Annotated in this window: 15 protein-coding genes; 4 read left to right on the top strand and 11 right to left on the bottom strand. The window is 72.3% G+C overall.

Features of this window, described 5'->3' with window-relative positions:
- Window positions 1-5 precede the first annotated feature (5 nt).
- From ACWCPM_RS17240 to ACWCPM_RS17230, 3 genes are all read right to left on the bottom strand, one after another.
- Entirely contained in the window at window positions 6-5,282 is a 5,277-nt protein-coding gene (locus ACWCPM_RS17240; RefSeq protein ID WP_450977008.1) for a hypothetical protein, read from the bottom strand.
- A complete protein-coding gene (locus tag ACWCPM_RS17235; protein ID WP_450977007.1) occupies window positions 5,279-6,133 on the bottom strand; it encodes a DUF4132 domain-containing protein in 855 nt (284 codons plus the stop codon). The genes ACWCPM_RS17240 and ACWCPM_RS17235 overlap by 4 nt, the downstream gene beginning before the upstream one ends.
- Before the next feature lie 101 nt (window positions 6,134-6,234).
- On the bottom strand, window positions 6,235-7,260 hold the full coding sequence (locus ACWCPM_RS17230; protein WP_450977006.1) for an alcohol dehydrogenase: 1,026 nt from the start codon (window positions 7,258-7,260) through the stop codon (window positions 6,235-6,237).
- Between the two features lie 120 nt (window positions 7,261-7,380).
- Here ACWCPM_RS17230 and ACWCPM_RS17225 point away from each other — a divergent pair, with 120 nt between their 5' ends.
- On the top strand, window positions 7,381-7,944 hold the full coding sequence (locus tag ACWCPM_RS17225; protein WP_450977005.1) for a CGNR zinc finger domain-containing protein: 564 nt from the start codon (window positions 7,381-7,383) through the stop codon (window positions 7,942-7,944).
- A gap of 181 nt (window positions 7,945-8,125) precedes the next feature.
- Entirely contained in the window at window positions 8,126-8,305 is a 180-nt protein-coding gene (locus ACWCPM_RS17220; protein ID WP_450977004.1) for a hypothetical protein, read from the top strand.
- A gap of 426 nt (window positions 8,306-8,731) precedes the next feature.
- Here ACWCPM_RS17220 and ACWCPM_RS17215 read toward each other — a convergent pair whose 3' ends face one another.
- Both ACWCPM_RS17215 and ACWCPM_RS17210 read right to left on the bottom strand, forming a co-directional pair.
- Window positions 8,732-8,911 carry a hypothetical protein gene (locus tag ACWCPM_RS17215; protein WP_450977003.1) on the bottom strand — a complete coding sequence of 60 codons (180 nt, stop codon included), beginning with the start codon at window positions 8,909-8,911 and terminating at the stop codon, window positions 8,732-8,734.
- Between the two features lie 262 nt (window positions 8,912-9,173).
- Window positions 9,174-10,175: a hypothetical protein gene (locus ACWCPM_RS17210; RefSeq protein ID WP_450977002.1), complete on the bottom strand. Its 1,002-nt coding sequence runs from the start codon at window positions 10,173-10,175 to the stop codon at window positions 9,174-9,176.
- A gap of 484 nt (window positions 10,176-10,659) precedes the next feature.
- Here ACWCPM_RS17210 and ACWCPM_RS17205 point away from each other — a divergent pair, with 484 nt between their 5' ends.
- Window positions 10,660-10,809 carry a hypothetical protein gene (locus ACWCPM_RS17205; RefSeq protein ID WP_450977001.1) on the top strand — a complete coding sequence of 50 codons (150 nt, stop codon included), beginning with the start codon at window positions 10,660-10,662 and terminating at the stop codon, window positions 10,807-10,809.
- A gap of 28 nt (window positions 10,810-10,837) precedes the next feature.
- Here the strand turns inward: ACWCPM_RS17205 and ACWCPM_RS17200 are convergent, their stop codons facing one another.
- Window positions 10,838-11,446: a CGNR zinc finger domain-containing protein gene (locus ACWCPM_RS17200; RefSeq protein WP_450977000.1), complete on the bottom strand. Its 609-nt coding sequence runs from the start codon at window positions 11,444-11,446 to the stop codon at window positions 10,838-10,840.
- 230 nt (window positions 11,447-11,676) lie between these two features.
- Between ACWCPM_RS17200 and ACWCPM_RS17195 the strand changes: the two genes are divergently transcribed.
- A complete protein-coding gene (locus ACWCPM_RS17195) occupies window positions 11,677-12,882 on the top strand; it encodes a cytochrome P450 (protein ID WP_450976999.1) in 1,206 nt (401 codons plus the stop codon).
- A 17-nt stretch (window positions 12,883-12,899) separates the two neighbouring features.
- On the opposite strand, the gene ACWCPM_RS17190 is transcribed toward ACWCPM_RS17195, so the two are convergent.
- The 5 genes from ACWCPM_RS17190 to ACWCPM_RS17170 form a co-directional block, all read right to left on the bottom strand.
- Entirely contained in the window at window positions 12,900-13,238 is a 339-nt protein-coding gene (locus tag ACWCPM_RS17190) for a hypothetical protein (RefSeq protein ID WP_450976998.1), read from the bottom strand.
- 140 nt (window positions 13,239-13,378) lie between these two features.
- Window positions 13,379-14,272, bottom strand: coding sequence for a Gfo/Idh/MocA family protein (locus ACWCPM_RS17185; RefSeq protein WP_450976997.1), 894 nt, complete (start codon window positions 14,270-14,272; stop codon window positions 13,379-13,381).
- On the bottom strand, window positions 14,269-15,507 hold the full coding sequence (locus ACWCPM_RS17180; protein WP_450976996.1) for an ROK family protein: 1,239 nt from the start codon (window positions 15,505-15,507) through the stop codon (window positions 14,269-14,271). The genes ACWCPM_RS17185 and ACWCPM_RS17180 overlap by 4 nt, the downstream gene beginning before the upstream one ends.
- 18 nt (window positions 15,508-15,525) lie before the next feature.
- Window positions 15,526-16,410: a carbohydrate ABC transporter permease gene (locus tag ACWCPM_RS17175; RefSeq protein ID WP_450976995.1), complete on the bottom strand. Its 885-nt coding sequence runs from the start codon at window positions 16,408-16,410 to the stop codon at window positions 15,526-15,528.
- A complete protein-coding gene (locus tag ACWCPM_RS17170) occupies window positions 16,407-17,426 on the bottom strand; it encodes a carbohydrate ABC transporter permease (RefSeq protein WP_450976994.1) in 1,020 nt (339 codons plus the stop codon). Before ACWCPM_RS17170 ends, ACWCPM_RS17175 begins: the two co-directional genes overlap by 4 nt.
- Window positions 17,427-17,446 lie beyond the last annotated feature (20 nt).

Raw genomic sequence — 17,446 nt, 5'->3', positions numbered from 1 at the left:
GGTGGTCATCGGCGGCGGCCCTTACGGGTGGCGCGCGTGGTCAGTTCCTCGTACGCGGGGGCGTCACCGGCGCGGGCGCGGTCCCACGCGCGAGTGAACAGTTCCGGCACCGGTACGAGGGGTACCGCGCGGGAGTGGTCGAGGACCGGGTAGAGACCCTGCTTCCAGATCTCCACCGGCAGGGCGGGGGACTTCAGGTCGAGCCAGCCGCCCGGCAGGAAGAGGGTCCGTCCGGCGCGCGCCCGCCTGGCCTCGACGACCAGGTCGGTGGCCGCCAGAGCGGCGCGGGCCTTCTTCACCCGGGCCGGCTTCCAGCCCGTCCAGCGGGCGCAGTTGCGGTCCGTCGGGTCGGGCAGGGCCAGCAACTGGAGGTAGAGCGCCGCCGCGTCCTTTGCCAGGCCGTGGGTCCTCGCGACCTCGGTGACCAGCTCGGGCACGCTGAGGAAGGGGTCCTGGGCGTGACCGGCGGGCACGTCGGCGTCGGTCCCGGCCGTGAGCGCGCGGGCGAGATCGTCCCCGAGGATCGTCCGCAGGGCCCGCATGCCCCCGCCGTGCCCGGCCCCGACGATTCCCTCGACGAGTCCGAACACCGGGTCGTCGGCCCCGTGCAGCGCACCGGTGCGGACCAGGACGGTCTCCTGGTCGCCGTACCAGGGGCGCAGCACCAGTGCCTCGCCCGCGGCCGTCAGGCCGTGCGCGTCGGCACCGCCGGTGGCGGGCAGCCCGTACGCCTTGCGCAGCTGCACTGCCGTCATGGAGCCCTTCTCCGACCACGCCAGGTCGAGGTCGAGCAGCAGGCCGGGGTCCGCGACGCGGCGGCGCAGCGCGGTCAGCCCCTGCGGCAGGACGGCACGCAGCGGGTGCCCGTACGGCAGGGAGTAGGCGAGTCCGGCCAGGGTGGCCACGGCGCGCGTCAGGTCGTGCCGGCCGGGCAGCGCCCGGGAGTCCTCCGGCACCAGGTCGCCGTTCTTGCCGGGCCGCTGGACGGTGGTGCGGCTGATCCACGGGGTGCGGCCCGGGTTGAGCACCTCCTCGGCGGATCCCGCGGGGACCCCGGCCAGGGAGAGGTCCGCCGCGAGGTCCTCGGGCAGGCGGACCACTTCGCCGAGCCGCTCGGCCCACACCCGGCCCGCCGCGGCCGTGTCGGGTCCGGCCGTCCACAGGTCGCCGGCGTTCTCGGGCAGCAGGGCACCCACCAGGGCCGACCGGTCGTCGGACTCCAGCGTGGCCAGCAGGGCGTCACCGAGTTCCTTCTGGCGCGGCTTCAGCCCGGTCGCGGCGATCACCTCGTCGGTGAGGTGGGCCGGCCTTCCGGCGAGCAGCAGGCTCGCCTGGAGGAGTCCCAGACTGTCGCGCGTGGCGGCTGCCAGGGCCGCCGGCGCCTCCGGCTGCCACGGCGCCGGGCCCTTGTCCCGGATCAGCCCGGTCACGTGGGCGAGCGCCTCGGCCGGGAACAGCGGTGGGTGCGCGGTCTCCCTGTCCAGCGTGAAGTGCGCGACCGCGCCGAAGGCCCCGGCCGGGTCGTGGTCCAGGGCCAGCCAGTACACGCGTCCGTGCTGACGGTCGAAGCTCTGGCAGCCGAGGATCACGACGGTGCGGCCCTCGCGGCGCAGCACCTGGCCGGCCCGCTCCTGCCGGTCGTGCGGCTCACACAGGACGACCTCGCGCACGGCGCTCCCGGCCTCCGCCAACGGACCTTCCGCGACCGCCTCGAACAGCAGCAGCAGCGCCTCGCGGTGTGCTTCGGTGACCGTTCCCACGGCGGCGCGGTAGGCGAGGGGGCGCAGCACGTCCAGGACGGAGGGCCAGACCATTCCGATGCCCGGCACCGTGAACTCGTCGCTGCGCCAGCCGTCCGCGGTCCCGGTGGGCCGGGAAGCCTCCGAGAGCGGCTTGCCGTCGGCCGGCTTCCCGGACAGCACATGGTTCACCGCGCGGATCTGGCGCAGCGTGCTCCAGCGCTCATCGTCGCCCCACCCTCCGTAGAGGTTGACGAGACCCGTGACGGCCTCCCGCAGGGTCTGGTCGTCGCCGTGCCGGGGGGAGTGGTCGGCGAACATCCCCTCGACGCGCTTGCGTTCCGCCTTGGGCCGCTCCACCGGAGGACTCACGAAGCCGGCGATCGATTCGGCCAGCCGCAGCACCGCGCGCACCAGGACCGTGACACCGGTCAGCAACTCGGGCTGGGTGAGGGCCGGCAGGGTACGGGAGACGACCTCCCGCAGGACCTCCTCGGCGGTCGGAACGGCGGGCGCGCCGGCCGGGGCCGCCGCCGCGGAGGGCATCCGGGCTGTCGCCGCCGGGTGCGTCGGGGTCAGGGCCGTGGCGAAGGCCGCGCCCACCGACGCCGCGAAGGCCTGGCCCGGTGCCGTCGCGTGCGAGTGGACGGACGCCGCCACATACGACGACGCGGACGCCGCCACATACGACGAGGCGGACCCCGCCACGGGCGATGGGGCGGACCCCGCCACGGGCGCGCCGCCCGACGCCGTGACGTGCGTCCGTCCGTTCGCCGCCGCGATCATCGCCTGGCGCTCCGCCAGCGCCTGGGCCGCGGTGTGCAGCAACGCGCCCGCCTGCTCGTCGTCCAGGGCCCGCAGGACCGCCGACGCGCTCTCGTCGCGGGGCCGCAGCGCGTGCCAGAAGTCCACCGGCGGGACCAGCCGCGTGCCGGCCGCGTACTCGCCACCCGGCTCCAGCTGCGTCAGCCGGCTCAGCTCCCGCAGGCCGGTGCCGGCGTCACCCGCGAACAGGGCGATCTGGCGGTGTTGCACGACCACGACCGGCTCGGCACCCCCGGGCAGTCGCAGCGCGCCGAGCGGCACGTGCGGTGTCCGGCCGTCCCGTTCCGCCGGCAGCGTGACCGTCCGGCCGTCGGGCGTGCCGGCCGTGGTGCGCGCGTCGTCGCCCGCTCCCTCGGTGCGCACCCAGTGGCCGAGGACCGTGCCGTCCGTGCCGAACGGGCTGTGCTCCAGGCCGGGTTGCAGAGGCAGCACCGCGCAGTGCTCCTGGAGCAGGGTGGCGCCGTCGCGGATGCCGGACCGCAGGAACGCGGGCAGCGACGCCCGCCCGTGCGTGCCGGTGGCAGGGTCGTACTCCAGCCACACCTGCTGCCGTCCCTGCCGGCCCTGGCGCCAGTACGAGGTGCCGTCCCCGAGTACGCGGCGCGCCGGGGGCAGGACCGTGTCCCCGGCGTGCAGGGCGCGCCCTCCGGTGGCGCGTCCGCCGCCGGGCAACGGGACGGAGGTCTCGCCCGCGTCGCCGCCGCCGTACCAGCGGGGGACGGTCTCGCCGCCGAGGGTGAACACCTCGGACGGGCGGGCCGACCAGTAGCCGTACTGCTTGCCGTCGTGGTGCCACATCACCAGCAGCTCGCCGTCCGTGTAGCGGAACGTCGGACGCCGCCAGCGATCGAGCTCCACCGGGAGCCGCAGCTCGTGCTCCAGCAGGATGTCCTGGGGGCCCACGACGATCGCCCGGTGCCTGCGCGAGAGGATCAGCGCCGGCCAGGCCTCGTGGACCGCGAGCGTGTCGTCGTGGTCGCGCCGGGTCTCCGCGTCCAGCCGCCGCAGCGCCTCGTCGAGGGCGGGCCAGCCCAGTTCGTCCGGTATGCCGGCGCGCAGGGTCCCCCCGAGCAGCGGCGCCACGTCGAGCGCGGCGACCCGTTCGACGGCCCGCGGGCTGATGCGGGCGGCGACCGCACGGAACGGGCGCATCCGCTCCAGCGCCGCGCGGGCGGCGGGCAGTCCGGCCGCCTCGACCAGTTCCCCGGCCGCGTCGTCGAGCCATTCGCGCAGTACGTCGGCGAGCACGGGGTGCCCGACCAGACCCTCCAGCAGCCCCGCGTCCGGGCGGTGACGGCCCAGGTTCCCGATCGCCGCGTACAGCAGGCGCCGGTGGCGGGGGTCCGCCGCGACGGCCTTCAGGTCACGTCGCCCGTCCCGGCGTTCGTGAAGCCACTGGCTGACCGGGAGGGCGACGTCCACCTCCGCCCCCGGCAGCGTCAGCGCCACGCCCTGCGCCACGCACAGGTCCAGCAGGTCCAGGTCGGCGCCGGCCTGCCAGCGGCCGGTGAAGAGGTCCACCGGGCGGCCGTCGGCGCGCAGTCGCGCGGCCATCCGCCCGACCAGTGCGAGAGTGGCGGGCGATCGGCCGCTCACCGTGCCGCCGTGCTTGAGGTGCAGCGCCCAACGGCTCAGCCAGTCCGCCGCGTCGACCCCGTCGGCGCCCTCGGCCTCACCCGTCAGCAGCCGGTCCGCGCCGGTCTCGGTGAGCAGCGCCAGCCAGAACTCGTCCTGATCCATGGACCGGCCGAGCCCGGCGGGCATGATCTCCAGCAGCCGCACCCGCACCGCGGGCCGGTCCTCGGCCAGGACGACGAGTGTCGCCCGGTAGGAGTTCCAGAACGACGCGGGTGCCCGGACCGCCGCGGGCGACTGGAGCAGATCCGCGACCAGGGCGCACTCCTCGGTCACCCGGTTCAGACCCGCCGCCTTGATCAGGGTGCGCGCGTCCTGCGGCAGCGACGCGTACGGCGGCATGCCCGCCGCGCAGCGCTCCACCGTCAGCTGCCGGAACTGCGCCCAGGCCTCGGCCGCGGTGAGGCGCGCCGCGAGGGCCTTCACATGCTCCTTGAGCGCCTTGACCGTCAGCGCTCCGGCGAAGGCGAACTCCAGGAACACGGCCCGCTGCCGCTCCTCGTCGACCGCGAGCGCGTGCACCCGCTCCGCCTCGCGGGCCTTGCCGAAGAAGGCGGCCGCGTACGTGGTGTTGTCGTGCTGGAGGAAGACACGGGCGGCCTGCTCGTAGAACGTGGGCAGGAAGTGCGGCACCGCCCTGCCGAGTCGTTCGCCGAGTGCCTCGAAGCCCTCCTTCGCCGTGCCGGGACGGGACTTGGCCTGTCGTGCGAGCCGCTCGACGTCCTTGACCAGCGCCAGCGCGTGGTGCCCGTTCGCCGGGTCGTTGACCAGGGCCCACGCGGGGAACCCCAGGGTCTCCCGGCGCACCTGGCCGACCTCGCGGACCTCCGGCTCCCGGACCAGTCCGAGGAAGTCCAGGGCGAGGTCCTCCGCCTCCCCCAGCGTGCCCGGCACGAGCCGCACCACCTGGCGCCCGTCGAGCGCGGGATGCGTGTATGTGCGGACGGTGAGGGCGTCGGCGTCCTCCCGGCCGCTGGTGCCCGGGGGCAGCACCGCGCCGGCGTCGAGCAGGACGGCGGCGGTGGTCTCGTCGTGGGCGATGCCGGCCGACGCGTCGCCGGTGGTGCCGTCGTAGGTCGTCATGCCGCACGCTCCTCGTCCTCGATGTCGCGTCCGGCGTACAGCGCCGCCGCCATGCGCATGCCCTCCGACCAGGCCACCGGCCCGACCTGACCCAGCTTCAGCGTCCGCCCCGCCGGATCGGTGAAGACCAGGGGACCGGTCTCCGTCTCCTCGTAGCCGTCGTAGTCGCCGATCCACACCCGGGCCTCGACGCCGCGTCCGTCCTCGAGTACGGAGCACACGGCGTGGCCGCCGCGCACGCGGTAGCCGAGCTGGGTCGTCCGGCCGTGCAGGAACCGCAGCTGCTTGAAGGCGCCGCCCGCGTAGTCCTCCACGGAGGCCGCCTCCGCGTCGAGTGCCGCGGGCCGGTGCCACACCTCGCGGAAGATCTGCTGCGCACGCTGCTCGACACCGAGTTCGACGGCGAACTCCCGCAGTTCCTCCAGGTCGTCGAGCAGCACCGGGTGCGGCAGCCGGACCAGGCCGGGGGTGAGGCGCACGGTGTCGCCGTCGAGGTCGACCAGGCCGAGGCCGCGCTCCGGGTCGGCGTCGCGCAGGAACCCGGCCACCACGCCGTCCTCGCCGGTGACCACCAGATCGCGCAGGGCGGCCTGCCAGGACGGGTCCGGCCACACGCGCGCCAGGACCGCGAACGGCACGGGCAGCGAACGCACCATCCACCGCTCCACGTCGGCCAGGCACTGCCGTTCGTGCCGCTCGAGCCACTCGACGAGCTGACGCAGTCCCACCACCGCGGGATCATCGGCGATCTTGGGCGGCACGGACTTCAGCCGCCGCCCGGCCGCGTTGCGGCACACCACCTTGCCGTCGTCGAGGGCGACTTCGTAGTCGCCGGCCGACACCCACCCCATGCGTGCCTCCCGCACCCGCAGTGATCAAGTGACGGGAACTGTAGAGCAGCCCTCTGACAACGCCGTCGGTGAGCGGCCCGACGTGCCTGCCTGAGGTGGTGTCAGGTGGGAGTGAGCACCATACGGAAGCGGGCGCGACCGGCGAGCATCTTCCGGTACGCCTCGTCGGCCTGGCCCAGGGGCATGACCTCCACCACCGGACGGATACCGTGCAGCGCGCTGAACGCCATGGTCTCCCGTACGTCCTGCGCCGTTCCGGAAGGGTGACCGCGCACGGTCCTGGCCCGCATGATGAGTTGCGCCGGGCTGATCGCCACGGGATCGGGATCGACCCCGATGACCACGAGCTCGCCGCGGTGCGAGAGTCCGTCGACCGTCGCCGCGATGGCGTCGGAGGCCCCGGCGGTGGCGAGCACGATCTTGGCGCCCCCGAGGGACTGAAGGGCGTCGGCGACGCTGGTGGAGCCCGTGCTGTCGACGTAGTGGTGGGCCCCGAGCTGTCGGGCGAGCTCCGCCCTGTCCCCGCCCCGGGCGATGGCAACCGTCTCGTAGCCCATGGCGACGGCGTACTGGACCGCCAGATGGCCGAGACCACCGATGCCCAGCACGGCGACCAGGTCGCCCGGCTGGGCGGGGCCGTGACGCAGGCCGTTGTACGTGGTCACGCCCGCGCAGGCCATGGGTCCCGCGTCGACCGCCGTCAGCGCGTCGGGAATCCGTGCCAGGGCGTCGACCGGCGCGACGACGGACTCGGCGAAGCCTCCGTCGTACGCCCAGCCGGGGACCTTCAGGTTCTCGCACACGATGAAGTCGCCCTGCCGGCAGGGCGTGCAGCGACCGCAACTCCCTCCGAACCAGCCCACGGTCACGCGGTCCCCGACGGTCCACCCGTTGTCCTCGGCCCCTTCGCCGAGTTCCTCGATGCGCCCGGCGATCTCATGGCCCGGAACGACCGGGAACCGGACGCCGGGGACCCCGGCGCTCACGAAGAAGTCGTCGCTGTGACAGATTCCGCAGGCATCCACGGTGATGCGTACATGACGGGGCCCTGGACGCGGCACCTCACGCTCGACGATCTCGAAGGGCCCGCTCGGTGTGGCGACCTGCGCGACGCGGTAGCTGCTCATCTGTGTCTCCTGGATGCCTTCAGGCCAACGCGAGAGCACGTCCATCCCATCACCGCCGTGGAAGCGGGGCAACCGGACCGCGACCTTGCAGGGAGTGACGTCACCTGCCAACATGGTGACGTGAATCTGGAGCATGCCTTTCCGTGCGGAAATCCCGCCCTCGACTTCGCGGCGACGCTGCGGGCCCGCAGGTCGGTGCGGTTCGAGATGTTCGTCGCCGGGGACCGCTTGGACGCCTGGTACCTCGAGTCCGGCATCGTGGACGCGGTCACCCCGGGCGGCGAGGCCGACGTCGAGCGGGCGGTGATCGTGCGCGAGGCGATCTACGAGCTGGTCACGGCTCGCGTCGCCGGGGAGGCGTACGACCGGGGCGCGCTCGCGGTGGTCAACAACGCGGCGCGCAAGCCTCCCGCGGCGCCGCAGCTGACCGCGACGGGGCGATGGACCGACGCCACACAGGAAGAGGCCCTGTCCGTGGTGGCGCGCCACGCGGTGGAGCTGCTGAGCGGGGCGGATGTGCCGCTGATGAAGGAGTGCGGCAACCCCGAGTGCACCCGTGTGTACATCGACCGGTCGCGCGGCATGCGTCGGCAGTGGTGCGAGATGGACTCCTGCGGAAACAAGCTCAAGGCGGCCGCCTACCGTGCGCGCAGGAAGCAGACGCAGGCGGTCGGCGCCGGCTGAGGGGCGGCTGGTCACGGCTGGTGGTCCCCCGGCAGCCCATCGTCACTCCCTTGACAGGTGATGGTGCGAGGGTCGACTATCGTCACTACTTGGGGTGGTGACGTGACGGTGACCCGATCCGGGTCCGTTCCGGCCACCATCCGAGCGACCCTGTCCGACCCCCAGCGTGCGTGAGGGCGAGATGACACACGAAGAGACGACCGACTCGACTGCTGCCGCGGCCCTGCGCCGTGAACGGTTCGGCGCACTACCGGCGCGGATCCGCTTGGAGGACACGGTCGAGGAGCGGCCGGCCACCGTGCCGGACCCGACGAAGGACACCTACAACCCCGACGAGTGGCTTGTTCGCACCTGCCTGTGAGCCGAAAGAGGAGTGCCATGCATCTGTCCAGGCTTCTTGCCGTTCCGGCCGCGATCGTCGGTGCGGTCGCCATCGCGTTCGGCTGCTTCGTGCAGGTCTTCTGACGCGTTTGTGAACGGCGGCCCGGCCCGGGAGCGTGAGCGTCCGGCCGGGCCCGGGAACGCGTCGGTGCCTCGCACCGGCGGCGCGGCCGGAACCCCACCCGCCGTCCGGCGGCCACGACGAGGCCGGCCCCCATCGCCAGCGTGCAGAGCGCCGCGGTGGGGGCTTCGTCATGTGCCCGGCGAGAGCGGGTCGTCGGGCCTCGGGAGTGAGCGGGTCCGGGCGCGCACGCGGAGAAGCGGGGCGGTGACGTCTCGTTCGAGCGTCACCGCCCCGCTGCTGCGGTCACGGTCCCCGCCCGCGGTCGCGTGACGGGCTTGCGGGCTACTCGGCGGTGGCGTGGATCCTTACCTCGACGTTGCCGCGGGTCGCCTTGGAGTACGGGCAGATCTGGTGAGCGGCGTCCGCGAGCTCCTGCGCCGTGTCCTGGTCGACGCCCCCGATGCGCGGGCTCAGCGTGGCGGAGAGGGAGAACTCACCCTTGTCGTCGTGGGCGAGGGTCACGTCCGCGGTGATGGCGGTGCTGGTCAGCTTGATCTTCCGGACGGGCCCAAGCGGCGGCGAAGAGCTGCTCCGGGTTGGTGGCGTCGCCGGCTCCGGGCGACGCTCCATGCGTCACCTGTCGAGGTGGTGACGTAAGCATGGCTCGGTAGATCGTCACCAGTCAAGCCGGTGACGCAATGTGGATGTGTCGCTCACTTTCCCTTGACTCCGGGGTGTGCGACACCGCCTTGGCAGGATGTCCTCGTCTGTCGGTCCCGGCGGGCTACGCCTGTCGGCTCTTCGCGGCCCGGCGGCCGGATCGGCACCACACCAGCAGCGCGGAGCAGACGGCCCAAGCCGCGAGGCAGGCCAGCGGAGTGAGCGTGTGGGCCCCGTCGAAATAGCTCAGATTGGTGATCGCCCGCACCGCGGCCCCGGGGGGCAGGACGGCCGAGGCGAGGTGCGCCGCGCCGGGAAGCAGGTCCTCGCCGATGGTGGCTCCGCTCGTGGCGTTGCCGATTGTCAGTAGGAGCAGGGTGGCCATGGGGATGCCCACCGGGCCGAAGTACGTGCCGAGGAGCTTGGTCGTGAACGCCGCTGCGGCGGCCAGCAGGGCCAGGGTCGCGGCGAGGAGGGGGAAGGGTGCCGGCACCGCGCCCAGAACAGGCCCGGCCAGCGTCGCGGCGACGACACCGGCGAGGGCCGCGAAGCCCGCCATCACGGTGAACCGATGCCGCAGGCGCAGCAGCTGCGACAGGCCCAGAATGCTCTGGGCGAGGGCGAAACCGGAGAGGGTGACGCCGAAGGCGACGTAGAAAGCCGCGAATCCCCGGCTGTCGTAGTGGGTCAGCGGCACGACGTCCTTCACGGACACCGTCCTGCCCGCGCCGTGGGCGTAGGCGGATATCAGGCTCTTCACCGCTCCGGTCGTCGACGGCCCGTTGGCCCCGGCGACCTCGAGCGACAGGTCGCCGGCGGTCTGAGGCACCAGCACTCCGGCGACGTCCCGGTGCTTGAGCGCCCGGTCCGCCGCGGCGGCGTTCGGTTCGGTGCGGACGTCGACGCTGTCGCCCAGGGCCTGCTGGATCTGTGAGGAGAGCTGGCCGCCGACCACCGCGACCGGGATGCGGTGGGGCTGCGGAGCGCGTGCCAGGCCCACGTAGCAGCTGATGAAGGCGGACACGACCACGAGCGCGATCAGGATCGGCTGCAGCCAGGCGCGTACCGGCGGTCGCTCGGCGGGTGCCGCCTGGGGCGGACGGGCAGCGGCGAGGGCGGTGTTCATGCGGGGGCCTCGGGAGTCTCGAGAGGAGGGCGCCGACAGGCGGCGGGGCTCTGTCGGGAGGGAAACGCTCGACGGCTCGTCGTTGAGTATTTGAGCGACATAGGTGAACGAGGTTAGCTTATGTCGGCTAGGTGTCGGCAGGGGTGGCCGTCGTCGGGGTGGTGCCCGCCGTTCACGGCGCCGGGACGGTCGCGGCGGCGCGTACCGGTCGCGGCGGGACCGCGGGCGCCGGGAAGGCCGAGCGCCGCCCGTCGGTGAGGAGAACCCGCGGTCGACGTGTGAACCGCCGTCGGGCGTGGCTCCGGTTCGCCCAGGGAATATGGTCAGTCGTCTCGTCGTTGAGGGGCCCATGGGAGAGGATCGCCGGGGCGTCGCTGGAGGACGGTTCGCGGCGGCCAAGCCGGCCTGGAAGGGCGTTTCGATGGGTACCGTCACCGATGCACCGCGGCACAGACGTGCCGCATTCCCCGGGCCGGGGACCGCCGTGCGGATCAGGGGGCGGCGAGGGCGCGTCGTCGGCAAGGAGTTCGATGCCCTGCACCGCTCCTGGTTCTATCGGGTCGAGTGGGCCGATTCCGGCACGGACGACCTCATGCCGATGGCCGAGTTGATGGAGCAGTCGCGTCGGCCCTGACCGGGCCGGTCCCCAGGGCGGTCGACGGTCATGGAGTGGTGCGGATCGACCGCTGACGCGCGCGGTACGCACGCAGATTGGCCGCGTTGCCACAGATCTTGACGTCGTGCCAGACCCCGCTGTTGTTCCTCGAGCGGTCGAAGAACGCCACGGCGCAGCGAGGGTTGCGGCACGTCTTGAGCCGGCTCCAGGAGCCGTCCAGTTGCGCCTTGAACACCTCGATGGCCGCCAGGGAGGCCACCAGTCGCCAGCCGGATCCGCGGGGCATCGGCTGCACGCGCCCCGTCTCGTCCCAGTGCATGCTCAGGGAGACCGTGGGCAGCGAGGTCGGCGCCGGCCCTCCGGTTCCGTCCGCGTCGTCGTCCGGGCCGGTGACCGTGCGCCGTAGGTCGTCGCGGAAGTCCCGCAGTCTTTCCAGGTCCTCCGTGTCCAGAGCCACGGCCGGGACCGCCTTCTCGGGCCGGCCCGCGAGGCCGGACAGCGCGTGGCTCAGCCAGTGCGCGGCGGTGTCCGGGTCCGCGAGGAGGTCCGCCTGGCGCGGCTTGCCCGCGGCGATCGTGCTCATCAGTTCCTGTACGAAGGCGAGTCCTCCGGGCGCCGGGTCGACGCCGTAGCGGCTGAGGGCGGACCAGCTCACCTCGGCTCCCCTTGTCGTCCGGACAGATGTCTCCCCCGCCTCCACCCTACTGCCGCTGCTCCGGGTCGCTCCGTGCGTGCGGCCGACGGGCCGGCGTCCCGCCGACGACCACCGGGCCGGCCGGGAGCGGGCGACCAGCGCATCGGGTGTATCCCGGTGGCTGAGCCCTCCGCGGTGGCTTATGCATGGAACAACGCAAGCAAGCCGAGGCATCGAGGGAGTACGGCGTCATGACCCCAGGCGACGAAGCGATCACGTGTCCGTTCGACTTCAGCGAAGGCATGGAATTCGACCCCTCCCTGGCGGAGCTGATGGACCGCGGGACCATCGCCCGGATCCGGTTGCCGTACGGTGACGCCGACGCCTGGCTCGTCACCGGCTTCGAAGGGGTGCGGCGGGTGACCACGGACCACCGGCTGAGCCGGGCGGCGATCGTGGACCACGACTACCCGCGGCTGACCCCGGAACCCATCGTCTCCACCGAGTCGATCAATGTGATGGACCCGCCGTACAGCAGCCGGATCCGGCGCCTGGCGTCGCAGGCGTTCACCCAGCGGCAGGTGGACGGGATGCGCGGGCGCATCACCCGGCTGGCGGACAGCCTGCTCGACGGGATGGCCGCGCAGGGACCCGGGGCCGACCTGGTCCGTCATCTGTCGGACCCCCTGCCCCAGCACACCATCTTCGATCTCTTCGGGATCCCCCGGGACGACTGGGCGCTGATGCGCCAGAACCTGCAGCACCTGCTCGCCACCGGCCCGGACAGCCGCGCCACTGCCGCGACCGCCAAGGCCGACCTGCGGGCCTACTTCATCGACATGGTCCGGCAGCGGCGGAGGACGCCCGAGGAGGACCTGATCGGCGCCCTGGTCGCGGCCAAGGTCGACGAGGACATGCTCGACGACGAGGAGATCGCCGTCATGGCCCTGACGCTGACACTCAGCGGGCAGGACACGGCGACCTGCCAGATCAGCAACATCGTCTACCTCCTCCTGACCCACCCCGAACTGCTGAAGCGCGTCGAGAGCCGGCCGGAGGACCTGACGGGCGTCCTCGACGAACTCCTCCGTGTCATCCCCTTCCGCAAGGGCGTGGGCATCCCCCGGATCGCTCTGGAGGACATCGAGATGGAAGGGGTGCGGATCCGCAAGGGCGACTTCGTCCATGTGTCGTACCTCACGGCGAACCGCGACGCCGAGCGCTACCCGAACCCGCACCTCATCGACCCGGACCGGCCCTCCCGGCCCCATATGACCTTCGGCTGGGGCGGGCACCGCTGCATCGGCGTGCCGCTGGCCATGGCGGAACTGGAAGTGGCGATCGGGCGGTTGGTGGAGCGGTTCCCGGGGCTGCGGCTCGCCGTGTCGCCGGAAGAGGTGCGCTGGGACAAGGGGACCATCCGGCGCTTCCCGATCGAGTTGCCCGTCGCCTGGTAGCGGCGAACCGGCACGGTTCACGGACGCCAGGGATCGGAGACCCGGTCCTCGGGCTCCTGCGGGTCCGGTCGTCGCTCCTGCGCCCAGGCGGTGTCGAGGACCAGCTCCGCCAAGCGGAACACCAGTTGGTGCCGGGGCTGGTCCGAACGACGGTAGAGGCAGACGTAGTAGGCGCCGTCGCCGTACCGGAAGATCTCGCGCCGCAGCGTGCGCAGGACGGCGAACTCCGGTTCCCCGGTGGACGCGGCGTTGTAGAGGGCGGCTTCGGCCTCCTCCCTCGTGCCCTGGAACCTGGCGACCGTCTTGGTCCCGTGGTCGCTGTCGACGGGATCGACGGTGATCACCCACTGAGCCATGAACTCCCCCTCCGGAAGCACGCCTCCGGCGGCGTGCGCATCGTCCTGCGGGAATCATCGGCCGGGAGCCGCCCCGGGCACCAGTCGCACGGTTCGGCGGCTCCGGCTCAGGCGGACGTCACCCCCGGGGTGTCACGTCGTCACCGCGGTGTGGCCTGTTCGATGAGGGTCTGCAGGTACAGCCCCCGGTGTGCGTCCAGTTCGGTCGGAGTGGAGGTGCGCACGGCGGTGGCGAAGTCGCGCCGGAGGATCGGCCAGCACTCCTCGTGGTCGATGCCCGCCGTGTCGTAGACCGCCTGCGTCCCGGAGCCGAACAGCTCGACGCGGGTCACGGCGCGCGGTACGTCGACGGCTCCGGACAGGGACGCCTGACTCACGGCGCCGTTCTCGTGCCGCATCGTCAACTCGATCCAGCGACGCGGGTCCCCGGTGCCGCGGATGTCGGTGATCGGCCCCACGGCGGCGTCGAGGAGGTCGATGAGGTGCGGGCCCAGATCGAGCAGGGCGCCGTGTTCCAGGCGCCAGCCGGTGGCGAAGTCACCGCCCAGGAAGGCGCCGTGGAGGTAGCAGGAGCGAGCGCCGGTCACGTCGAGCGCACGGGCCGACTCCACGAAGGCCCGGGTGGTGGGGTGGTAGCGCTTGGTGAGGACGAGCTGGGAGACGACGCCGGCCTCCGCGACGGCGTCCGCGACACGGCGGGCCGACGCCAGATCGGGGCCGAGCGGCTTCTCCAGCAGGACGGCCTTGCCCCGCTCGGCGGCGAGCGGGACGAGTTCGGCCTGGACGGCGGGCGGGACCGCGAAGGCGACGGCCTCGCAGCGGTCGAGGAGGTCCTCGAAGTCGACGGCCACATGCGCCCCGTAGGGCTCCGCGGTCTGCCGGGCGGCTTCGGGACGGCGGGCCCAGACGGCGGCCAGCCGGGTCTCCGGTCCCGCGGCGAGCATCCGCGCGTGCATGGCGCGGGCCCAGGGGCCGGCGCCCACGAGTCCGACCTCGACGGGCCGATGGGTCCAGGGGGCGGGTGTGCTGGTCACGACGTTCCTGTCTGCGGGGGAGCGCTCGCCTGCTCGGCGAGCATCAGGCGGTTGAGGCGGGCGTCGGCGCGGGCCGGCGAGTAGAGCAGTTCGACGACCATGGCCGTGGCCCCGATCAGACCGGCGTGGTCGCCGAGACGTGAGGTGACGATCTGCAGGTTGGCGGTGGTGCGGGGCATGGCGCGCTGGTAGAGCAGCTCGCGGACGCCGGTCATGAAGGAGACGCCGGCGAGGTCCCCGGCGAGCATCAGCACCCCGGGGTTGAGCAGGGTGACGACCGTGACGAGGACCTCGCCGACACGCCGCCCGGCCTCGCGGGCGAGGCGGATCGCGTCGGGATGCCCCTCGGTGAGGAGGCGTTTGACGTCGTATCCGGAGGCGGTGTCCATGCCCAGGGCGGACAGCTCCCTGGCCAGCGCCCGGCCGCTGGCGACGGCGGCCAGACAGCCGTAGGAGCCGCACATGCACAGGGCGTCGGACCGGTCGTGCAGACGGATGTGGCCGATGTCACCGGCGCCTCCGTCGATGCCCCGGTACACGTCGTTGCCGATGACGACGCCCGCGCCGATGCCGGTCGACACCTTCACGAGGACGAAGGCGGAACAGTCGGCGTGGTTGGCCTGGTGCTCGGCCAGTGCCATCAGGTTCGCGTCGTTGTCGAGGAAGACCGGCACGGGGCCGTCCTCCATGCTGGGACCCACATGGTCGGCGTACGCCTTCTGCATGCGTTCGCGGACGGGGTAGCGGTCCCAGCCCGGCATGATCGGGGGTTCGATCACCTGGCCCTTCTCCCACTCCACGGGACCGGGGACCGAGAGACCGATGCCGGCGATCCGCGCGGGATCGACGCCGGCGGCGGCGATCAGCTCCGGGAACCACGCGGCGAGTTGGTCCAGCACCTGGTCCGGGCCCGCGGTGATGTCCAGGGGCCCGGCGTGTTCGGCGAGGATCGTGCCGGCCAGGTCCAGCACGGCGATGCGGGCGTGCCGGGTCTCCAGATCGACGGCGATGACCGACGCGTGCGACGGATCGAAGACGATGCGGTGCGAGGGGCGGCCGCCGGTCGAGGCACCGGTGGTGTGCCGGAGCCACCCGGCGCGGTTGAGGGCGTCGAGCCGGTGCCCGACGGTGGAGCGGGACAGACCGGTGGCGCGTTGCAGGTCGGCGCGGGTGTTGGCACGGCCGCTGCGGATCAGCTGCAGCAGTTCTCCCGCGCTGACCTGGTTCGGCGTCATCGACTGTCCCTTCACGTGTCAGCTCTTGTCGGCGCCGCTGGTCAGGCCCTCGGTGAGCAGACGCTCCGCGGCGAAGAACAGAAGTACCACGGGGATCGTCAGGACCACGGATCCCGCCATCAGCACGGTCTTGGAGACCTCGATGCCGTTGGAGAGCTGAGCCAGTCCGAGGGGGACCGTCCACTTGCCGGGCTCGGCCGCCAGGAAGAGCAGCGCGAAGAGGAACTCGTTCCAGGCGATCATGAAGATGTACAGACCGGTCGCCATGAGGGAGGGCAGGGCGAGCGGCAGGATCACCTTCCGCACGGTCTGCATCCTGCTGGCGCCGTCGAGGGCGGCGGCCTCCTCGATGGAGCGCGGAATGGTGACCAGGTAGTTGCGGAGCATGTAGATCGACACCGGCACGGTCTGGGCGACGTAGACGACGGCCAGTCCGACCAGGCTGGAGGACAGCCCCAGTTTGGCGAAGACGACGAACAGGGGGACGGCCAGCAGGGTCGCCGGGAACATGTAGACGGCCAGGAATATCGCACTGACCTGGCGGTGGCCGAAGAACTTCAGCCGGCTCACGGCGTAGGCGCCGGGCACGGCGGCCAGCATGGTCAGGGCGACCGTACCGAGCGCGACGATCGCGGAGTTGAGCAGGAACTTCATGAAGCCCTGGCCGCCGGCGTCGGTGGAGCGCAGTACGTCCTGGTAGGTGGACAGGGTGAAGTCCTTGGCCGAGATCCACAGGGATCCCGGGTCGAGCAGCAGCGCGTCGATGGGCTTCAGCGACAGCACCAGCATGTAGTAGAAGGGCACCACGGTGATCACCGCGAGGAACGCGATGACGACCCAGCGCAGGACGCCGAAGAGTCCGTCCTCGAACCGTGCCCGGGTCAGGGCCGTCTTGCGGGTCACGACTCCTCCTTGACCTTGTTGCCGAAGAACTTGAAGTAGAGGCCCAGAAGGATCATGAGCACCACGGCCAGGGCGAGAGCCTGGGCGGCGGCGGCGCCGACGTCGTAACGGGCGGTGAGGAAGTCGTAGACACGGACGGCGGCCACGTCGGTGCCCGCGCCACCACCTGTCAGCAGGTAGACGTCGTCGAACTTGTTGAAGGTGAGGATGAACCGCAGCACACACAGCAGGGCGATGACGGGCATCAGCTGGGGCAGCAGGATGTGGCGGAAGCGCTGGCTCTGGGTGGCGCCGTCCACCAGGGCGGCCTCCTCCAGGCCGTCCGGTACCGCCTGGAGCCGGGCGAGGATGAACAGGAACGCGAAGGGGAAGTAGCGCCAGCACTCGAAGGCGATGACCGTCAGCAGCGCCAGCGGGATGTCGAAGTGCAGGCCGAGCAGGTGCACCTCGTACTCGCGGGTCGACAGGAAGGCGATGGGGTCGTCCCAGCCGAACAGGCGCCGGCCCCAGTCGTTCACCACGCCGTACTGCGGGCTGAGCGCGACCTCCCAGACGAAGGCCACGGCCACGACGGGGGCGACGTAGGGCAGCAGCATGGCGGCGCGCAGCAGTCCGCGGCCGCGGAAGGGCTTGCGCAGCGCCAGCGCGGCGACCAGTCCCAGGGAGACGGAGCCGAGAGTGGCACCCGCGGTGTAGATGAGCGTGGTGCCCAGGCTGGACCAGAAGCCCGCGGAGTCGAAGACCTGCGAGAAGTTCTTCAGGGACCAGTCGCCGAGGAGGCCCATGCCCTGGATGTCGACCAGCTTGGCGTCCTGGAACGCCAGCAGCACGGTCCACAGGATGGGCAGGATGACCACCACGAAGACCACGAGGAACGTGGGGGAGACGAACGCGAGTCCCGCGCGGTTCTCGCGGCGGCTTGCGGTCATCGGGCGGCGGCCCGGGGGAGCGGGCCGCTCGGCGGGCCCGGGGCTGGTGTCCCGGCGCTGCGGCGCGCCGGCTGGAGCTGTAGTCATGAGGGGACCTTCGTGACGTG

This window comes from Streptomyces sp. NPDC002309 (assembly GCF_053593375.1).
The sequence above is the reverse complement of the archived record's forward strand: the minus strand, read 5'-3'. Positions and strand labels throughout refer to the sequence as shown.